The sequence below is a fragment of the Syntrophomonas zehnderi OL-4 genome (assembly GCF_000983115.1).
Lineage (GTDB): Bacteria > Bacillota > Syntrophomonadia > Syntrophomonadales > Syntrophomonadaceae > Syntrophomonas_B > Syntrophomonas_B zehnderi.
Genome location: NZ_CGIH01000047.1, coordinates 37706 through 57626, shown reverse-complemented (window position 1 = coordinate 57626; position 19921 = coordinate 37706). Strand labels below are relative to the sequence as shown.

Genomic DNA, 19921 nt, shown 5'->3' with positions numbered 1-19921 from the left:
CTATTATATACTACAACTGTAGTATATACTGTACTACAATTGTAATATAAATGCATGGCTACATGTAGCCCAATTGAATCAGCTTTTGCAATCTGCAATGAAGAAAACCAATTTAAAAAACACGGCTGTCTTAGGCTACATTAAAAGCCATGTGCCCGGACAAAGCCTTTACAAGGAGAGGAAATTATAGTGAAAGACACTGTTATGCTTATTGCTTTTTATAATCAAAAGGCACTGGGGGTTAGGTACTTGGCTGAAGCCCTCAAAAAAAACGGTTATAAAGTGGTAGCGGTTTTTTTCAAAGACTTTAACAGTATTTCTCCCAGCAAAGTATCGGAAAAAGAATTACAATTACTGGTTGAACTTATAAATAAGACCGAACCCTCTTTTATAGGCCTAAGTGTTATGTCTTCCCTATATTTGGAGTCGGTATATCTGGTTAATGACACCATAAAAAAATACTTTAACCTCCCGGTGGTATGGGGAGGCGTTTATGCAACTTTATTTCCCGATCACGCACTGGAATACGCTGACTATGTCATCCGCGGTGAAGGCGAGGAAGCAATAGGGGAGTTGTTTGACACCCTGCGGGAGGGAGAAGATCCTTCGCAAATGGCCAACCTGGCGTATAAGGATAGTAGTGGACAAATAGTAGTTAATGATGTTCGGCCCATAGTTGATGTGGATGAACTCGGTTTTCCCTCCATCGGTGATCTGGACTTTTACTCTATCAACGCTGATAAAATTGCGGTCGGGGATCCGCAAATGGGTGGGTTCACCTATGAATTGACTGCTTCCCGGGGATGCCCTTATAAATGCTCCTACTGCAGTTCAATTAATTTACGCAGGATATATAAGGGTAAAGGTAAATATATGCGTTTTCGTAGCGTAGACAGTGTCCTGGCAGAATTAAATCAAGCGAAAAAAGCCCTGCCAAACTTAAAAGTAATCCATTTTTGGGATGAGATTTTTTCTAATGAGCCCGGTTGGGTGGAAGAATTTAGCCAACGCTACGCTCAGGAGATTGGCATTCCTTTTAGAGTCTGGGGACATCCCTTAATGGTTAATCACCGGATTATTAGCAACCTAGTGGAAGCCGGACTTTATCAGATTGTGGTGGGAATACAAAGTGGCTCCCCTCGAATCCGTAAAGAAGTGTTCCAACGCAATGAATCTCAAGAAGAAATTATCAACTGCAGCCGGGTTCTAGCTGAATGTAAGGTGCCCAAAGTAATCTATGACTTTATGATCCATCATCCCTTTGAATCACTTGAGGAACTGAAGGAAACTTACTACCTATGTTTAGAGCTGGAACCTCCTTTTGAACTGCAAATCCACGGTCTGCATTTTCTCCCCGGTACGGACATTGTACAGATGGCTTTGGATGCCGGGTATTACACCTACGAGGAAATGAACGCCAAAATGTATGGGAGTTTGGAAGAACAGTTTAATAGCTGGTACTGGGATGTATCTTCCTCAGATAATATTGATGAACTTACTTGTTGGACCAGTATGATATTCCTGACTCAGTTCCCCGCCTTGCGTCCGATATTAAAAAAATTAGAAAGTAATCTGCAAAATAATAGGGGATTGAAAAATATTTACCGTTTACATCTCATAATGAATAGAATGCTAAGGCTGCGCAATCTCGGTCAAAAAGCCAAATTAGTCTTAAAGCCCTAATAATTAAATTGGAATACAATCGGGTTGGATAACAGTAAAACAGGCGTATCGCTTTGGGATTTTCCAGCCCCTCCTAATAACAGAACCACCTGCCGCCCATTTGCCCGGCTAACAGGCGGTTCTGCCTTATTTACCGCGATATGATCATTATCTGGTTGCATTTTTTTCGCCACTATTTTTGCCAGGCACACAACCACCTTTTGAAAATTCTATACCCTTACTAACGATAGTTAGTATACCTCGTGTTTTTCAATAAGGTTTTTCACCGGCACCCGATACCGTTCCCGGTTACTCGGAAAAAGTATGACAGCGTTTTTTTCGTCCTGAATAGCTTCAATCCAAACCGGCGTACCCTGGTATAAAACCCCAATAGTCTCCGTTGAGTTGAAAATACTTCTGGCCCTTTCAATATCCATATATAACTATCCCTCCATTATGCTTTGGGGTTAGTATTCCTTAAAAGGGATAGAATTATTATTCCTGCTGTCATAGAAGAAACAACTTACTTATGCCGGGATTTTAGTTCGGCAAAAATGTCGTTTAGTTCTACCCCCTGCTCGACTAAAAGTACCAGCAGGTGATAGAGCAGATCAGCGGTTTCATAGATTACTTCTTCCTGGCTGCGGTTTTTGGCTGCGATGATGACTTCGGCGTTTTCTTCGCCTACCTTTTTGAGGATCTTATCCAGTCCTTGGGTGAATAGATAGGTAGTATAGGAGCCTTCCGGCAGCTTGGCCTGTCGCTCGATGATGACATTATAGAGTTCATAGAGGATACCTGGCCCGGCAGGCGCATCATATATCTGCTCCAGATTAAATCTGGCCGGTTCTACTTCCTCGCCTTCGATATTGCGATAAAAACAGCTGTAGTGCCCGGTATGGCAAGCCGCACCGGTTTGCTCAACCTTAATAAGGAGCGTATCTGCATCGCAGTCATATAATATTTCTCTTACTTTTTGCACATGGCCGGAGGTTTCCCCTTTGCTCCACAGGGCTGTGCGGCTGCGGGAATAAAAACAGGTAAAACCGCTCGCCATGGTTTGGCTTAGGGCATCCTCATTCATATAGGCCAGCATCAATACCTGGCCGCTGTTGACATCCTGTATAATAGCAGGCACTAAGCCCTGTTCATCAAATTTAATATTTTTTATCATAATCTTACCGCTACCCCTCTAGCTGCTAAATATTCTTTGGCTTGCCTAATCGTGTATTCCCGGTAGTGGAAAATAGAAGCGCATAATACCGCATCGGCTTTTCCTTCCACACAAGCAGCCCGCAAATGTTCCAGATTTCCGGCTCCTCCCGAAGCGATTACCGGAATTGACAGGCCGCTCGATACCGCGGCGGTTAATTCCAGGTCGTAACCGTCTTTGGTTCCGTCTTTGTCCATACTGGTTAATAGTATCTCCCCGGCTCCGAGGGCTTCTGCCCGTTGTGCCCATTGCAACGCATCCAGGCCGGTCGGGGTACGCCCTCCGTTGATATAGACTTCCCATTCGGGAGTCTGGCGTTCCGCAGGCTGAGATCCAACTGGATTGCGGCGGGCATCTATTGCTACAACCATACATTGACTACCGAAGCGGCGCGCCCCCTCGGTAATAAGGGTGGGATCATTGACAGCCGCCGAATTAATAGATACCTTGTCGGCCCCTGCCCTTAAAATATTGCGGATATCATCCAGGTTGCGGATTCCGCCTCCCACCGCGAAGGGGATAAAAACTTCTTTAGCAGTATTCTTTACCACTTCGATCATAGTCTGACGTTCTTCAGAAGAAGCGGAAATATCGAGAAATACCAGTTCATCGGCTCCTTCTTTATCATAATAGGCGGCCAGCTCAACCGGATCACCGGCGTCCTGCAGATTTACAAAATTAACCCCTTTAACTACCCTGCCGCCATGGACATCCAGGCAGGGGATTATTCTTTTCGCCAGCATCAGTGACCTCCCTTCGCTGCATCCAGGGCCTCTTGGATGGTGATTTTTCCATCGTAGAGGGCCTTGCCGATAATTACGCCGCTTACACCTTTTTTTTCAATTTCCCGGAGGCTTTTTATATTTTCCACACTGGATACACCTCCGGAAGCAATAATACTCAAACCGGTTTGTTCAGCTATTGTACGGGTAAAATCCAGGTTAGGCCCTTGTAATAGCCCATCGCGGGAGACATCAGTAAAAACTGCTGTTTTAAACCCCAGACTATGCATTTGCTTGCCAAAAACAAGGGCATCCAAACTGGATTTTTCCACCCAGCCTTCAATAGCCACCATCCCTTCCCTGGCATCCAGACCTAGAATGATCTTATCCGAACCGAATTCTTTTAATATTTTTTCCATAAAATGCGGGCTGGTAACTGCGCGGGTTCCAATAATAACACGGCTCGCCCCTATTTCCAGAACCGCAGCGATATCTTCCAGGCGGCGCATACCACCACCTACCTGAAAGGGTATATCAATACGGCCGGCGATCTGCTTAATGGCCTTAAGGTTTTGGGGTTGACCATTTAAGGCCCCATCCAGATCCACAATATGCAGCCACTGGGCGCCCTGTGCTTGGAATGAAGCAGCCATAGCTGCCGGATCGGATGAATAAACGGTTTTGTTTTCCACCTTGCCCTGCACCAGACGCACACACTGCCCGTCTTTTAAATCAATGGCGGGATAGATAATCATAATTACATCTCTCCAAAATTTCTAAGTATTCGAAGACCTACAACACCTGATTTTTCAGGATGAAACTGGGTTGCCATAATATGGTTTTCTTCCACCGCACACACAATCCTGATCCCATAATCGGTAGTCGCTGCCATTACTTCCTGATTCTCGGGCACAACATGATAGGAATGAACGAAATAAAAATAGCTGCCCGTGGGTATCCCGGTGAACAAACGGCTTTCCGCCTTGGTTGCAACACTGTTCCAGCCAATATGAGGTACTTTATAACCTGGGGAAGCCTTAATCTTTTCCACTGTTCCGGGAATCACATCCAAACCCCTATGAATCCCATCCTCTTGACTTTCAGTAAATAGCAGCTGATAACCAAGACATACCCCCAACAGAGGTGTCTGGCGGTTTACAAGTTCAAAGATGGTCTGATCGATTCCTCGGTTTTTAATATTCTTAATGGCATCTGCGAAGGCTCCTACTCCCGGCAGCACCACCTGGGATGCCGTCAGAATCTCCTCCGGATCCTGGGTAATCACGGCCTGATAACCCAGTTTGGCAAAAGCATTGCCCACACTGGCCAGATTACCCATACCATAATCGATAATGGCAATCAAATAACTACCTCCCCCGTTGAGTGGTTTTTTAGTTGGGTTTCCCAGCGGAAGCTAAAGCTTCCGCTACGGTGGTGGGTCTATGCATCCGCTCAAAAAAACTAGGTTTTTGAGCATATGCGATGGTGCTGCCAATAGCGTATTGTTAATTAAAGATAAAATCCCCCTTCAGGGATTTCTAGTCCTCCCTTAACTGTCGCTATTTAGGTTGCCGTATAAATCCGCGTAAGTCCGCGTTATCCGCTAAACTACTAAGTCAGCTTGCCTTTGGAGGACCAAACGCCTTCAACCTCGGATACAATTGTGGCTGCCTGCCGCCAGGCCCGGGCAAAAGCCTTGAAGGTAGCTTCTAAAATGTGATGGGAATTTTCACCGCGCAATAGATCGATATGCAGGTTGATTTCAGCCTGATTAACGACTGCCTGAAAAAACTCCCGGATATTTTCGGTAGCCAGATTCCCGATATTTGATACAGGTACGGCTACATTATATGCCAGGTAAGGCCTGCCTGATAAATCCATAACTACCCGTACCAAAGCCTCATCCATCGGCAGGGTAACTTCTCCGTAGCGGTTAATGCCATGTTTTTCTCCCAGGGCTTTTTTTAAGGCCTGGCCCAAACAGATTCCGATATCTTCAACGGTATGGTGATCATCTACTTCAGCCACATCGCCCAGGGCTGAAACACTTAGATTACACCGACTATGAACCGAAAACAAGATCAGCATATGGTTTAGAAAGGGTATCGGGGTATCGATTTGATGGCTTCCATCTCCATCTAAATTAAGCTCCAGTACGATATCGGTTTCAGTCGTTTTGCGCACGACCCTGGCAATACGATTCTCCCCCATTCTAATTCTCCTTCCTGACCCGCAGGCTGTTGGCATGAGCCGTCAGCCCTTCTACTTCCGCCAGTTTAATAATGTCATCAGCATCATCCTGCAATCCTTCCCGGGAATAGCAGATTATGCTGGAGGCTTTCATAAATGTATCTACGGTTACCGGAGAATAAAACCGGGCGGTTCCGCCGGTGGGAAGAATATGGTTGGGACCCGCCAGATAATCACCCACCGGCTCCGGGGTATAACTGCCCATAAATATAGCCCCGGCATTATGAATTCTGCTTATAATTTCAAAAGGTTTATCTACCATCAATTCCAGATGTTCAGGTGCCACGAGATTGGATACCTGACAGGCCTGGTTTATGTCTTCAACCAGTATAAAGGCTCCATAATCAGCCAGTGATTTTTCAATAATCTCCCGCCGGGACAGACCGGCTATTTGCTTATTAATCTCCTCTTCAACCTTATCCAACAGCTTTTTATCGTCAGTCACCAGAATACTGCGTGCCAAAACATCATGTTCCGCCTGGGACATCATATCCGCAGCCAGATAGTCGGGGCGGGCAGTAGAGTCGGCGATTATCAGAATTTCACTAGGGCCAGCCAGCATATCGATATTGACATCTCCATAGACCATTTTCTTGGCCAGGGTTACGTAAATATTGCCGGGTCCAGTGATCAGATCAACTTTTTTAATTGTCTGGGTTCCCCAGGCCAAGGCAAACACAGCCTGGGCGCCTCCCATTTTGTAAATTTCACTGATGCCTAATTCGGCTGCCGCCACCAGGGTATAAGGGTTCATTTTGCCATCGCGATCCGGAGGGCTGACCATGGCTATTTCTTCCACTCCCGCAACCTGGGCGGGAATGGCATTCATCAAGACCGAAGACGGGTAAGCTGCGGTTCCGCCGGGCACATAGATTCCCACCCTTTCCAGGGGACGATAAACCTGTCCCAGGATATTGCCTTTCTCATCAGGTTCCATCCAGGAATTGCGCAACTGTTTACCATGGAAAAAATCAATGTTGTCAATCGCTTTGCGTAGGGCAAAAATATAATCGTCATCTACCAGATCATAGGCTTCTTCAATTTCCTGTTCGCTGGCCATAAAGTTATCTGCATTGATTGCAACGCCGTCAAAGCGTAAGGTGAATTCGAAAACGGCCTGATTGCCCTGTGTTTTTACTGCGGCTGCTATCTCCTGCACACTTTGTTCATACTTTTTCATGTCGGTTTGATGAGCGGCCAAAAAAGCGGTTAGATCGTCCCGGGGGCTCAGTCTGCGAATTTTCATGTTATTATTCCACCTTTCACAATCATTTGTATTTTCTCTACCAAGGGCTGAATTTCCTGGTGTTTGGTCCTGTAACTGACCCGGTTGGCAACTAAGCGCGTAGTAGAGTCCATTATACTGACTAATTCGACTAGATTATTCTCTTTAAGGGTTCGGCCTGAAGACACGATATCTACAATCACATCTGACAACCCCATCAGGGGAGCTAATTCAATATTTCCATGCAGGGTAATGATCTCCACCTGCAGCCCGTTGGCGCGAAAAAAGCGTTCCGCTACGGCTGGAAACTTGGTAGCAACCCTTTTATAGTTAAGATCCTGGAGTTTTAAATCTTTGTCTTCAGCCGGCACCGCTACTACAAACCGGCAGTAACCGTATTTGAGATCCACCATTTCAAATAAATCCTTACCCTGTTCAACAATGACATCCTTGCCGACAAAACCCAGATCTGCCGCACCATGTTCAACATACGCAGGTACGTCAGTAGGACGGCAGATAATATACCTTATCTCCGGGTCGCCGGTAAAGCTAAAAACCATGTTGCGGCTATCGGCTGTGATGCCGGCACAGGGAAGATTAGCCTGCTCAAGCAGTTCAACTGTAGGTTTTAACAAGGTTCCCTTGGACAGGGCAATCGTTAAACAGCTGTCCATATTCGCTTACCTCCCCATTTTTACTCATCATCCAGATAGATCATAATTAAATCATCGCGGTCCCGGATTTTTTCCTCCAGTACTTCCCGACTGGCTGCTTCTACATCTAATTCAACGATTTTGCCTTCATGCCGCAGTTGATCTGCCCGCGCCGCTAAAACCTGCAGATTTTTGCCCCCCAGAATATAATGCGGGGGTTCCTGCTCCTGATTGGTCAATACCAGAGCCAGGCGATCCATTCCCAGGGCAAAACCGGTCGCCGGACAGGGGAAACCGAACTGCCCTAAGAGATTATCGTAACGTCCTCCCCCCAGCAATCCATAACCTAGTTCAGGGGAATAACCTTCAAAAATGATGCCGGTATAATAATCCATTTCCAGATCCCGCAAGACACCCATATCAACAACTATATGTTCTTCCACCCCAAAGGCTTGCAACGCCTCATAGACCCGCAGCAATTCCTCCACAGCCTCGTTGGCGGCTTTATTTTTTTCAACATAGGGAATCCGGTTTAATACTTCCAAGCCCCCATGCAGGATAGGCAAACGAGCAATCGTTTCTTTTAATAAATCTGGCACCGGCAAGGTATCAAGACACCGGGACAGTTCCACCAGATCCTTTATCTCCACCAGATTGCGGATGTTGTCTTTTTCATCAGGACTAACCGGACAGTCTGCCAAAAGACTGTTAAATATTCCGATCTGGTTGATGCTGATTTTAAAATTATCCAGTCCCATGGCCTTAAGTATTTTTACCGCCAGGTTTATAACTTCGGCATCAGCCCAGGGACCTGAGGCCCCCAGCATTTCAATACCGATTTGCCAGAATTCCCGGTATTGAGCCAAATGAGGCTGAACATGACGGAAAACGTTAGCCGAATAGAAAAAACGCTGTGGAAAACTGCTATCTTTTAAATGCATGGCTGCCAAGCGGGCAATCGATACGGTCATTTCCGGACGCAGGGATAGTATGCCGCCTTCCCGATCCATAAATAAAAAGAGTTTCTCCCGGTTTTTGCCCGCACCAGTTTCCACTACCTCCAAAAACTCAAAGGTAGGTGTGAGAACTTCTTTATACCCAAAAGCAGTAAATACTTCGATGGCCTTTTGCTCAAGCTTCCTGCGGTTTTTAACTTCATTAGGCAAAAAATCGCGCAGACCTTTAGGTATTTGTCTGTTTTTCATCTTCGGCCTCCTTTTTCAGCCTGTCAAGTACCGTGCGGTAACCATCGGCACCGTAGTTTAGACAGCGGTTTACCCTGCTGATGGTAGCTGTGCTGGCTCCTGTCTCCCGGGCAATAATATTATAGGTAGTATCTTCAAAGAGCAGCTTGGCTACATGTATGCGCTGGGTCATAGCCTTTACCTCCGCAATCGTGCAAAGATCATCCAATAAACGCCAGACTTCTTCTTCGGTTTTAAGACTCAGTAAAGCTTTGACCAGCAACTCGGAGTTTTTATCCTTCCAATGCGGTGTGAAACTCAATATATCCCTCCTTTGTTGAGTGGAGAGGGACAATCCCCGCCGAGCGTCTAGGAGGACTGTCCCCGACTGACTATAATAGACGGGTGTTGTTTATTACTAATTTGAATTCACAGCCTAGGAATTCTGCTGAATGTCGGCACATCATCATTTTAGTAAGAAATATCTCAAAAAACTCCATAACTGAACATACGTTGGTGTCTATTTCAAGCTTCATTGTTATAATGCGCTCTTCTGCCTGGATGATAATTTCGGAATGAGTAGCGGCATAATTTACCCGGTCGCGGGGTGTAAAAGTAGTCTGATCTGTTTTGCGGACTCGGGAGCGATTAACATCAGACTTGTCTGCCAGGGTAAGTGCAGCCGCCACGTTGTTAACGGCACAGCCTTGGGCATGTTCTTCGTGATTGCCGATAGCTCCCATGATGATGGCAATTTCATCGGCATCCATGTCCATCTCCATCAGTACCGAAAAAGCAATTAAGGCTCCTGACATCCCGTGTCCATAGCGATTAATCAGGTTGCCAATATCATGCAGGTAACCGGCTATGGCTGCTAATTCCGCCTCCCGGGGAGGAAAATCCAGTTCATCCAGGATACCCGAGGCCAGACGGGCGGTTAATTCAGCATGATGCAAATTATGTTCTATGGCTCCGATATTGCCCAAAAAAGCATTCCCGGAGTCCATAAATTCCTGAATAATAGGGTTGTTTTTAACCATTTCAAGGGTTACCATTGCCCTACACCTCCATTTGCAAATATCATCCTGTGTTATTATTTTTAAAGGCCTGCCAACCAATTCGAGCAGTCTACGGTTTTAGCTGGGAGCGCAATTCGCGAGCCTGGGATGCTGCCCGTGTACCGGGAGGAATCTTTTCAATTATCTCCCGGGCTCCTTGCTTATCACCGGCGGCCAATTTCTGTCTGGCCTGCTCCAATTGCTGTTGAGCACTTTTTTCCAGGCGGGCCTGACTTATCTTATCTTCCATTTTGGCTTTCTGCCCCAGTTTTTCCAGCTGCTTATATTTATCAATCGCCTGGTCATATTTGCCTTCAGCCACCAGGGTTCCGCCCTGGCTGATAATTTCGCGGGATTCAATACGTTCGGGCAGATGCAGCAGCAGATACCCATAAAACAGTAAAACACCCAAAACCAAAAGGCCGCATATTATCCAAAGCGGAGAATAGCGAGTCTGACGGCCCATAAGAGAATAAAACAGCAAACCAGGAATACCCATTATAAAAGTAATTTTTAAAAACTCCCGGGTAGGAGCGAAAAACAGCATCGTCAACACCGTAACAAATAAGAAAACCCTTATGAAAGGTTTAATTGGTGAATTGGCCGCGTCCACTCCCATCCCTCCCTTTAGCTATACACATCATTAAAGCAAAAAAAGTATAGCCTGGCACTCAAGTTGAGTGCCGACCGCAATCTCCAACAAAATAGCTTCGTGTGTTACGGATTGGAAACTTCGTTTCCTAGCGGAAGCTAAAGCATCCGCTACATCGGGCGAATAGAGGTCGCCCCTACAAATTGCCGGATCGCTATTAAGGTAGCACCCTGCGGGTACTACTGGTGCTCCCTAACGGTCGCTGTTAAGGTAGCCGCGTAAATCCGCGTTATCCGCGTCTATTTTCTCATTAAATCCGTGCCTTGCTGGCAATATCACGCCGGTAGTGCATATCCTTAAAATGAATTTTCTCGATCTCTTGATAGACTTTCTTTTGTGCTGCCGGGATGGATACGGCCTGCGCGACCACCGCCAGAACCCGACCGCCGTCTGTTACAAGCCGGCCGTCTTTTAGGGCCGTACCCGCTTGGAAAACGATCGTATCAGGGTTTAACTTATCCAGGCCCTGAATAACATATCCTTTCTGATATTCTCCCGGATAGCCGCCGGAAGCCAAAACCACAGCGACGCAGGCGCCTTCATTAATTTCCGGGCTTTCGTTTCCCAGGTTGCCGTCTGCCGCAGCTTCCAGTATAGGGAGCAGGTCTCCCTTAATCATGGGCATCAGCACCTGAGCTTCCGGGTCACCAAAGCGGGCATTGTATTCCAAAATCCGGGGGCCTTGCGGGGTTATCATCAATCCGGCGTATAATACCCCTCGATACGGACAGCCCTCCATTTGCATGGCTTTAATAGTAGGTTCGATGATCTTGGTTAAGATCTCTTGCTTTAATTCTTCATTATAAAGAGGAGGATTGGTATACGCCCCCATACCGCCAGTATTAGGGCCTTTATCATTATCATAAATCCTTTTGTGATCCTGAGCGGCCAGCAGAGATACATAGTTTTGGCCGTCACTGATGGCAAAAAAACTTAACTCTTCTCCCTGCAGACATTCTTCTACCAAAACCTTGTCACCGGCTGCACCGAAGGCCTTGTCAGTCAATATGCTGTCAATGGCGGCAGCAGCCTCAGCATAATCAGCTGCCACCACCACACCTTTGCCGGCGGCTAGTCCATCAGCTTTTACGACTGCTCCGGCACCGTTTTCAGTTAAATGGCGGGCAAAATCTTTTGCCTTTTGAGCTTCCTCAAAAACTTCAAAACGGGCCGTTGGAATTCCATATTTTTTAAACAGGTTTTTGGAGAATACCTTGCTGCCCTCCAAACGCGCTGCAGTAGCATTAGGTCCAAATATTTTCAGGTTAGCCGCCTGAAAACGATCCACAATTCCCAGGGTTAAAGGCGCTTCCGGCCCGACCACAGTCAGGTCAATAGCCTGGTTTTGGGCAAACTCAACCAGGGCCTCAACATCTGTAACCGCAATTTCGAGACATTCGGCCAAGTCAGCCATTCCCGGGTTGCCGGGTGCAGCATAGATTTTATTAACCTGCGGACTCTGAGCCAGCTTCCAGACCAGGGCATGTTCCCGACCCCCAGAACCAATAACCAGTATTTTCTTGCCCATATATATCTCCCCTCGATGTTCCGTAATCTAATAACCCCCAACGGTTAGCACTCAGGTTCGGTGCCGGGCCGCTTTTAGAATTGCAGCGCACATAAGAAGCTTCATCGTCCTCCTGCACCTAAAAAACCTTTTATACAATTAATGCTTAAAGTGGCGAATACCGGTGAATACCATGGCTATACCGTGCTGGTTGCAGGCATCGATACTTTCCTGGTCACGCACCGAGCCTCCGGGCTGGATGATGGCTTTGATACCTTGGGCGGCAGCCAGTTCAACGGTATCTTTAAAAGGGAAAAAAGCATCTGAGGCCATAACTGCCCCCCGACATTTTTCCGCATCCTGCAAGGCAATCGCAGCCGAACCTACCCGGTTCATCTGTCCGGCCCCCACCCCAATGCTGACACCATCCTTGGCGACAACGATAGCGTTAGATTTTACGTGTTTGACAATCTTCCAGGCAAATAACAAATCTTTTACTTCTTCTGCACTAGGTGCAGTCTCGGTTACCACCTGCAAGTCAGCCGCGGTGACTTCGGCCTGATCAGCCTCCTGGACCACAAAACCGCCTTCAACCGATCTGATTTGCAGTTCCGGTTCTGTATTTATTTCCAAGGCCAAGACGCGCAGATTCTTTTTAGTCTGCAAGCATTCCAGGGCATCGTCATCATAACCAGGAGCTATAATACACTCCATGAAAGGTTCCGCCGCTTTACGGGCTGTAGCTAAATCTACTTGGCGGTTGAAGGCTATAATACCGCCAAAAGCAGATACCGGATCGGCAGCGAACGCTTTGTCATAAGCTTCAACCAATGTATCAGCAGTAGCTGTACCACAAGGATTGGTATGTTTAATAATGACACAGGCGGTTTGGTCAAATTCTTTGACCAGTGCCCAAGCCGCCTGGGTATCAATAATATTGTTGTACGACAGTTCTTTCCCATTCAGCTGCTGGGCATCTGCCAAGCTGGTTCCTGGTGTCATGTTGCGATAAAAACAGGCTTTTTGATGAGGGTTTTCCCCATAGCGGAGATCATAAACCTTTTCACCGGCAACTACCATGTTGTCAAGGAAGGTATCGTTGGTTAAACCGGCCAGATAAGCGGAAATCATGGCATCGTAAGCAGCCGTATGAGAAAAAGCTTCCAGGGCCAGTTGCAAACGCATTGTTTTGCTTATATTGCCCTCCGTTTCCAGTTCCTTTAATACCGGCCAGTAGAATTCCGGTTTTACGACTACAATCACATCTTCGTAGTTTTTGGCAGCCGAACGCACCATGCTGGGGCCGCCGATATCAATATTCTCTATCGCTTCCTCAACTGTAACTCCGGCCTTGCTGATCGTTTCCCGGAAAGGATAAAGATTAACAGCCACGATATCAATAGTATCAATCTGGTTGGCTTCCAGTTGCTCCATGTGCGCAGGAATCCTTCGGGCAAGAATGCCGCCATGAATTCTGGGATGCAAGGTTTTTACCCGGCCATCAAGAATTTCTGGAAAGCCGGTGATATCAGCCACTTTTATTACCCTAACCCCGGCATCCTTGAGCGTATTATAAGTGCCGCCGGTGGAAATAATCTCATAACCCAGTTTCTCCAGTCCTTTGGCAAAATCGACTACGCCTTCTTTGTTAGAAACACTGATTAGTGCTCTTTTCATAATTGTCAACCCCTTCTGCTTGTTGTTCATAGCTGTATGTCTGCAATATGTATGTTACGGGTTTCAAGCAGTACCTTTGCTTAACAGTCCTTAACAATAGATCTTGATCCGTCAATAAACACCTTGCCTGCCGCGATCCATTGCAATACCTGCGGGTATAATCTGTGTTCTTCAACGAGGATACGTTCTGCCAAGGTATCCTCGTTATCATCCGGTAAAACCGGCACGACTGCCTGAGCAATAATTAGGCCTGTATCAACCCCATCATCTACCAAATGAACGGTGCAACCGCTGAATTTCACCCCATAATCGACTGCCTGTCGCTGGGCATGCAAACCCGGGAACGAAGGCAACAGAGCCGGATGAATATTTAGTATTCTCCGGGGGAAGGCATTTAGCAACACCGGCCCCACTAAGCGCATAAAGCCGGCCAGAACTAAAATGTCAACATTGTTTTCATGAAGTTTTTTTACGATTTCCGTTTCATAGGCGGCTTTATCATTAAACTTCCGTGGATCAATAAAACAAGCGGTAATACCAGCCTGCTCAGCTATTTTGAGTGCTTGCGCATATTCCTTGTCACTGATTAATATTTTGATTTGGGCGTTTAGTTGGCCATTTTCAATGGCTTCCTGTATAGCTGCAAAATTGCTGCCACGCCCTGAAGCCATAACTGCCAACTGCAAACATTGTGGTTCTATGATTCTTTCCATTATCTAATCACGACCTCCGCAGATTGGGCAGTAATCTTTCCAATCATTATAGGCTTTTCTCCTTTAACGCGCAAGCAATTTAACGCTTTATCAAGTTGCTGTGGAGCAAGGGCGATAATAAAGCCTATTCCCATATTAAATGTCTTAAACATCTCCTCACGTGGTACCCGTCCTCGGGCTTGGATGAGTTTAAAAATCGCCGGGGTATTAATGGCGGCAGAATCGATTTCTGCCCCCAATCCCGGCGGAATGCTTCTTTGCAGGTTTTCAGCAATGCCGCCTCCGGTGATATGAGCCATTCCTTTCACATTTGTCTCTTCCAGCAAAGCCAATACGGAGGGAACATAAATACGGGTAGGTGTCAGCAGTTCTTCGCCCAGACTCTTTTCCAGTTCGTCAAGCTGATCATCAAGCTTTAATCCGGCTTCTCCCAGCAAGGCTTGGCGCGCCAGGGAGTATCCGTTAGAGTGGATGCCGGAAGAAGGCAGACCGATCAGGACGTCCCCCTCTTCAATGGCGTCCCCGTTAATCAACTTGCCTTTATCAACCACCCCGACTGTAAAGCCGGCCAGGTCATATTCATCCTCTTTATAAAAGCCGGGCATTTCAGCGGTTTCCCCCCCAATTAGGGCACACCCGGCCTGCACACAACCTTCGCTGACGCCCTGTACTAAAGCTTCCACCAGTTCAGGCTGGAGCTTGCCTATCGCAATATAATCCAGAAAAAACAGAGGCTCTGCCCCATGAACCAGAATATCATTGACACACATTGCCACCAGATCTATACCCACTGTGTGATGAATCCCCATCATTTGGGCAATCCGCAATTTAGTCCCTACCCCATCGGTGCCTGATACCAGCACCGGTTCCCTATACTTTTGATTATTTAGAGCAAAAAAACCCCCGAAGGAACCTATATCCGCCAGCACTTCCGGCCTTTTGGTACGGCCTACCCACTTCTTGATCAAATCCACGGAGTAATTGGCGGCATCGATATCTACCCCGGCTTTTTTATAAGTCAATCCTTCGTTTTCCATATAGAACCTCCTGGTTTTAACATTAATGTTTTTTACAGACGCGGATAACGCGTATTAACTCGGCAACCTTAATTATAAAACATATCAGTAGTGCCCGTAGGGTGATGTTTCAGCTTCCGCTGGGAAACCCATTATCGGTTATGTTAAAGACAGGACAACTTGCGATTATCTGCCTCGTAAGTTTGCGGAAACTATAGCTTCCGGTGAAAAGCAGAGCTTTTCCATCCGTATAACGTAACGATTTTCAGGATGGTTGTTTCCTTGCGCCCTGCTGGGTTAATATGCCAGGCATATCAATTTAATTGTTTATCCGAGTCGCTTCTATGCCGGCTGGATATTTCCCGCTGAAACAGGCTGCACAATAATTGTCGGCATCATTTTTTAGGGCGGCAAACATCCCCTCCATGCTGATATAGTGCAGGCTATCCGCCCCGATAAACTCTTTTATCTGCTCATTACTCATGATGTTGGCAATAAGTTCTTCCTGACGGGAAGTATCTATTCCGTAATAACAGGAAAACTTGGTGGGAGGCGATGCCACCACCATGTGCACTTCAGCTGCACCAGCATTGCGCAGCATCTGCACAATTTTTTTGCTGGTCGTTCCCCGCACAATGGAATCATCTACCATTACGACCCGTTTGCCGGCCACGACCTCGGGAACGGCATTGAGTTTCAACCTTACTCCCAGTTCACGCATCTGCTGGGTAGGCTGAATAAAGGTGCGGCCAATATAGCGGTTTTTCATAAGCCCTTCTTCAAAAGGCAAACCGGAAGTTTCCGAATATCCCAGAGCAGCCGCTGTTCCTGAATCCGGTACGGCAATAACAATATCTGCCTCAATTTTGCATTCGCGGGCTAATTGTTTGCCCAGTTCGCGGCGGGCTCGGTTTACATTTATGCCATCTAAGGTGCTGTCTGGACGAGCGAAGTAAATATATTCAAATATACAGTGGGCTTGCCGGGGGGAATGTACGACCTGCAGGGAACGCATTCCCTCCTTGTCAATTACGATAATTTCTCCTGGTTTAACATCCCGAACCAGCTTCGCTCCTACGGTGTCCAAGGCTGCTGATTCCGAAGCCAGTATAAAATCACCATTTAAATTTCCGATACACAAAGGACGTATGCCCATTTGATCCCGAACCCCTACCAGACGATCCTCAGTCATAATAATAAGCGCAAAAGCCCCTTTAATATCGATCATACATTTGGCCAAGGCATCCTCCATCTTGTCCTGGGAATAACGGGCGAGGAGATTGGCAATTACTTCAGTATCAGTCGTTGTCTGAAAAACTGAGCCATACGTTGCCAATCGTTTTCTCAGTTCAAGGGTATTGGTTAAGTTGCCGTTGTGGGTCAGGGCCACCATACCATTCAGGTAATGAAACACCAGGGGTTGTGCATTGACTACCGCGCTGCCTCCGGTCGTTGAATAACGCACATGGCCAATCGCTATATGCCCGGGCAGTTCATCTATATGACGGGTTTTAAAGACATCGGAAACCAGCCCCATGCCTTTATGCAGCTTAATACTGTCCCCATCGGAAACCGCAATGCCAGCACTCTCCTGTCCGCGATGCTGCAAGGCATACAGCCCGTAAAAGGTGTTGCGGGCGGCATCGGTGCTGGCGGGCGGCTTATTCATGAAAATCCCAAAAACACCACATTCATCTTTCCATTTACTATCGGTACCAGACACCATTTCACTTTGATCAAAAAACATATTATAGCCTCCCCTTAGATTGCCGAACCTCTAAACCGCATCATCTTTACGCCAAAACGGCTTCTATTCTTTTAACGACTTCCTGGTAGGCTTCGGCTTCTTTGCCCATATCCCTGCGAAAACGATCTTTGTCCAGTTTTTCCAGACTCACTTTGTCCCAAAGGCGACAGGTATCCGGGGAAATTTCATCACCCAGAACCACCCGGCCTTCGTAAAGTCCAAACTCTAGTTTAAAATCTACCAAAATAATACCGATGCTATCATAGAATTGTTTTAGCACCGCATTAATTTCATGCGCCAGCCGATCCATTTCCTGAATCTGCTCCGTAGTTGCCCAGCCCATTACCCGTATATGGTACTCATTAATCATGGGGTCATGCAGTTCATCGTTTTTATAATATAGCTCAACTACCGGCTCAGATAATTCAACGCCTTCAGCTTTGCCAGTACGCTGGCTGAGACTACCTGCAATTACATTTCTGACCACCACTTCTATGGGGATAATAGCCAGTTTTTTAACCAGGGTATCGCGCTCATTAAGCTGTTTGATGAAATGGGTTTCGATACCCTCCTTTTCCAGGAGCTGAAAAAGCAGGTTGGAAACCCGGTTGTTGATTATACCTTTGTTTACAATCGTTCCCTTCTTTTGCCCGTCAAAAGCCGTAGCATCATCTTTGTATTTAATCAAAACAACCTTTGCATCGTCAGTGGCAAAGATTTGTTTGGCTTTGCCTTCATAAAGAAATTCTCCTACCTGCATATTATTCCCTCCTCAGATTAAAAAAACCGGGCTTTAACTCAAACCACAGCGTTTAAATATATAATCCACATTGGCAGTATATATCCCATAATCAAAAATCTGTTCCAGTTCCTCGACTGAAATCAGCTTCATAATCTCTTTATCGTTTAAAACCATTTGCTTAAAATCGATCTTCTCCTGCCAACTACGCATGGCATTTCCCTGCACCATACTATATGCCTGTTCCCGCAAAAGTCCTTTTCCTACCAAGACCAGCAATAACTGTTGGGAAAAGACCAGGCCTAGGGTAGTCTCAATATTTTTTGCCATATTGGCTTCATATACCACCAGGCCTTCCATAATGTCGGTAAATTTTTCCAGCATATAGTCCAGAAGGATACAGCTATCCGGTATTATTACCCGCTCTACCGATGAATGGGTTAAATCCCGCTCATGCCAGAGAGATACGTTTTCCAGGGAAGCCAAGGCATTTCCTCTGATTATGCGGGATAAACCAGCGACTCTTTCACTCATCATGGGATTGCGTTTATGCGGCATGGCTGAGGAGCCTTTTTGTCCTTTCTTAAAGGGCTCTTCGGCTTCCAGAATATCGGTTCTTTGCAGGTTGCGTATTTCGGTAGCCATTTTTTCCAGCGAGCTGGCTACAACCGCCAGATTTGTTAAAAAATCAGCGTGGCGATCCCGTTGAATAATCTGGGTTGAAACAAGACAGGGTTTGAGGTTGAGTTGTTCACAGACATACTCTTCCACCCGGGGATCCAAGTGGGCAAAATTGCCTACAGCCCCTGATATCGCCCCATAGGAGATAATATCGCGAGCCTGTTTTAAGCGTTCTATATTGCGCTCCATTTCCGTGTACCACAGAGCCATTTTCAGACCAAATGTAGTCGGTTCACCGTGTACCCCATGGGTTCGGCCAATACACATGGTATATTTGTGTTCCAGGGCTTTTTCTTTAATAACCCCTTTAAGTTTTTCCAGTTTGAGCAGGATGATATCGGCGGAATCTCTCATCTGCATGGCAATACCGGTGTCCAATATATCCGAGGAAGTAAGCCCCAAGTGAATATACTTGGAAGCGTCCCCTACATATTCACCCACATTGGTCAGGAAGGCAATCACATCATGCCTTACTTCAGCTTCGATTTCGCGAACCCGATCAATATCAAAGCATGCCCGTTCTTTAATGGTTTTAACTGCTTCAGGAGGTATCTTGCCGAGGCTGGCCCAAGCTTCACAGGCAGCAACTTCTATTTTAAGCCAGTTGTTCAACTTGCCTTCTTCCGACCAGATAGCCCCCATCTCAGGCAGAGTATACCTTGCTATCATGAACCGGCCTCCTTCTGTTTTAAGTATTTGCTATGCCCCAGTTCTTTTAAGAGCTGATCTTTTTGCAAAACCTCAGCACTCATCTTTTGACGGTACTTAAGGAGTTGGTTTTTAATATCGGTATCCTTTAAAGCCAGCATTTCCAGAGCCAAGAGAGCAGCATTGGCGCTTCCGTTAATGGCTACCGTAGCAACCGGAATCCCTTTGGGCATTTGGACGATAGAATACAAAGAATCAATTCCCGATAGCGTACTGGTTTTAATAGGCACGCCGATTACCGGCAAAATAGTAAAGGCGGCAATTACCCCAGGCAAGTGGGCTGCTCCTCCGGCTCCGGCGATAATTACTTCCAACCCCCGATCCTCAGCACCGGTGGCATACTCGGCAGTCTCATGGGGAAGCCGGTGGGCTGAACAAACCGTTACATCATAATCCACCTGAAACTCATCCAGTATATCACAGGCATCTTTCATAATGGGCAAATCCGAATCACTTCCCATTATTATCCCAATCCGGGCCATTAATCTTCACGCTCCTTGTTAATTGCTTATTT

21 protein-coding genes are annotated in these 19921 nt (G+C 46.5%); 1 reads left to right on the top strand and 20 read right to left on the bottom strand.

Going from position 1 to position 19921, the window contains the following annotated elements; genetic code table 11:
* Nucleotides 1-189: 189 nt before the first annotated feature.
* Nucleotides 190-1683, top strand: coding sequence for a B12-binding domain-containing radical SAM protein (locus AAV90_RS12615; RefSeq protein ID WP_046499753.1), 1494 nt, complete (start codon nt 190-192; stop codon nt 1681-1683).
* A gap of 230 nt (nt 1684-1913) precedes the next feature.
* Here the strand turns inward: AAV90_RS12615 and AAV90_RS12605 are convergent, their stop codons facing one another.
* The 20 genes from AAV90_RS12605 to purE form a co-directional block, all read right to left on the bottom strand.
* Nucleotides 1914-2099: an H-type small acid-soluble spore protein gene (locus AAV90_RS12605; RefSeq protein ID WP_046499749.1), complete on the bottom strand. Its 186-nt coding sequence runs from the start codon at nt 2097-2099 to the stop codon at nt 1914-1916.
* 86 nt (nt 2100-2185) lie between these two features.
* Nucleotides 2186-2836 carry a bifunctional phosphoribosyl-AMP cyclohydrolase/phosphoribosyl-ATP diphosphatase HisIE gene (gene hisIE / locus AAV90_RS12600; protein WP_046499748.1) on the bottom strand — a complete coding sequence of 217 codons (651 nt, stop codon included), beginning with the start codon at nt 2834-2836 and terminating at the stop codon, nt 2186-2188.
* Nucleotides 2833-3618, bottom strand: coding sequence for an imidazole glycerol phosphate synthase subunit HisF (gene hisF / locus AAV90_RS12595; RefSeq protein ID WP_046499745.1), 786 nt, complete (start codon nt 3616-3618; stop codon nt 2833-2835). Before hisF ends, hisIE begins: the two co-directional genes overlap by 4 nt.
* On the bottom strand, nt 3618-4352 hold the full coding sequence (hisA, locus tag AAV90_RS12590) for a 1-(5-phosphoribosyl)-5-[(5-phosphoribosylamino)methylideneamino]imidazole-4-carboxamide isomerase (protein ID WP_046499743.1): 735 nt from the start codon (nt 4350-4352) through the stop codon (nt 3618-3620). Before hisA ends, hisF begins: the two co-directional genes overlap by 1 nt.
* 2 nt (nt 4353-4354) lie before the next feature.
* On the bottom strand, nt 4355-4960 hold the full coding sequence (gene hisH / locus AAV90_RS12585) for an imidazole glycerol phosphate synthase subunit HisH (protein WP_046499741.1): 606 nt from the start codon (nt 4958-4960) through the stop codon (nt 4355-4357).
* 248 nt (nt 4961-5208) lie between these two features.
* Nucleotides 5209-5808, bottom strand: coding sequence for an imidazoleglycerol-phosphate dehydratase HisB (hisB, locus tag AAV90_RS12580; protein WP_046499740.1), 600 nt, complete (start codon nt 5806-5808; stop codon nt 5209-5211).
* A gap of 1 nt (nt 5809) precedes the next feature.
* Nucleotides 5810-7093 carry a histidinol dehydrogenase gene (gene hisD / locus AAV90_RS12575; RefSeq protein WP_046499737.1) on the bottom strand — a complete coding sequence of 428 codons (1284 nt, stop codon included), beginning with the start codon at nt 7091-7093 and terminating at the stop codon, nt 5810-5812.
* A complete protein-coding gene (gene hisG, locus AAV90_RS12570) occupies nt 7090-7746 on the bottom strand; it encodes an ATP phosphoribosyltransferase (RefSeq protein ID WP_046499735.1) in 657 nt (218 codons plus the stop codon). The genes hisD and hisG overlap by 4 nt, the downstream gene beginning before the upstream one ends.
* 20 nt (nt 7747-7766) lie before the next feature.
* Nucleotides 7767-8930: an ATP phosphoribosyltransferase regulatory subunit gene (gene hisZ / locus AAV90_RS12565; protein WP_046499734.1), complete on the bottom strand. Its 1164-nt coding sequence runs from the start codon at nt 8928-8930 to the stop codon at nt 7767-7769.
* Entirely contained in the window at nt 8908-9234 is a 327-nt protein-coding gene (locus tag AAV90_RS12560) for a YerC/YecD family TrpR-related protein (RefSeq protein ID WP_423229778.1), read from the bottom strand. Before AAV90_RS12560 ends, hisZ begins: the two co-directional genes overlap by 23 nt.
* A gap of 67 nt (nt 9235-9301) precedes the next feature.
* Nucleotides 9302-9964: an HD domain-containing protein gene (locus AAV90_RS12555; RefSeq protein WP_046499731.1), complete on the bottom strand. Its 663-nt coding sequence runs from the start codon at nt 9962-9964 to the stop codon at nt 9302-9304.
* A gap of 73 nt (nt 9965-10037) precedes the next feature.
* Nucleotides 10038-10580 (bottom strand): hypothetical protein, encoded by a 543-nt coding sequence (locus AAV90_RS12550; RefSeq protein ID WP_046499729.1) that lies wholly within the window; start codon nt 10578-10580, stop codon nt 10038-10040.
* A 289-nt stretch (nt 10581-10869) separates the two neighbouring features.
* A complete protein-coding gene (gene purD, locus AAV90_RS12545) occupies nt 10870-12147 on the bottom strand; it encodes a phosphoribosylamine--glycine ligase (protein WP_046499726.1) in 1278 nt (425 codons plus the stop codon).
* Between the two features lie 138 nt (nt 12148-12285).
* A complete protein-coding gene (gene purH, locus AAV90_RS12540; RefSeq protein WP_046499724.1) occupies nt 12286-13803 on the bottom strand; it encodes a bifunctional phosphoribosylaminoimidazolecarboxamide formyltransferase/IMP cyclohydrolase in 1518 nt (505 codons plus the stop codon).
* 80 nt (nt 13804-13883) lie between these two features.
* Nucleotides 13884-14516, bottom strand: coding sequence for a phosphoribosylglycinamide formyltransferase (gene purN / locus AAV90_RS12535; RefSeq protein ID WP_046499722.1), 633 nt, complete (start codon nt 14514-14516; stop codon nt 13884-13886).
* Nucleotides 14516-15553, bottom strand: coding sequence for a phosphoribosylformylglycinamidine cyclo-ligase (gene purM / locus AAV90_RS12530; RefSeq protein ID WP_046499720.1), 1038 nt, complete (start codon nt 15551-15553; stop codon nt 14516-14518). Before purM ends, purN begins: the two co-directional genes overlap by 1 nt.
* A gap of 298 nt (nt 15554-15851) precedes the next feature.
* Entirely contained in the window at nt 15852-17279 is a 1428-nt protein-coding gene (purF, locus tag AAV90_RS12525; protein ID WP_046499718.1) for an amidophosphoribosyltransferase, read from the bottom strand.
* Nucleotides 17280-17325: 46 nt separating this feature from the next.
* Nucleotides 17326-18039 carry a phosphoribosylaminoimidazolesuccinocarboxamide synthase gene (purC, locus tag AAV90_RS12520; RefSeq protein ID WP_046499716.1) on the bottom strand — a complete coding sequence of 238 codons (714 nt, stop codon included), beginning with the start codon at nt 18037-18039 and terminating at the stop codon, nt 17326-17328.
* 33 nt (nt 18040-18072) lie between these two features.
* Entirely contained in the window at nt 18073-19368 is a 1296-nt protein-coding gene (gene purB, locus AAV90_RS12515) for an adenylosuccinate lyase (RefSeq protein ID WP_046499714.1), read from the bottom strand.
* Nucleotides 19365-19889, bottom strand: coding sequence for a 5-(carboxyamino)imidazole ribonucleotide mutase (purE, locus tag AAV90_RS12510; RefSeq protein ID WP_046499712.1), 525 nt, complete (start codon nt 19887-19889; stop codon nt 19365-19367). The genes purB and purE overlap by 4 nt, the downstream gene beginning before the upstream one ends.
* Nucleotides 19890-19921 lie beyond the last annotated feature (32 nt).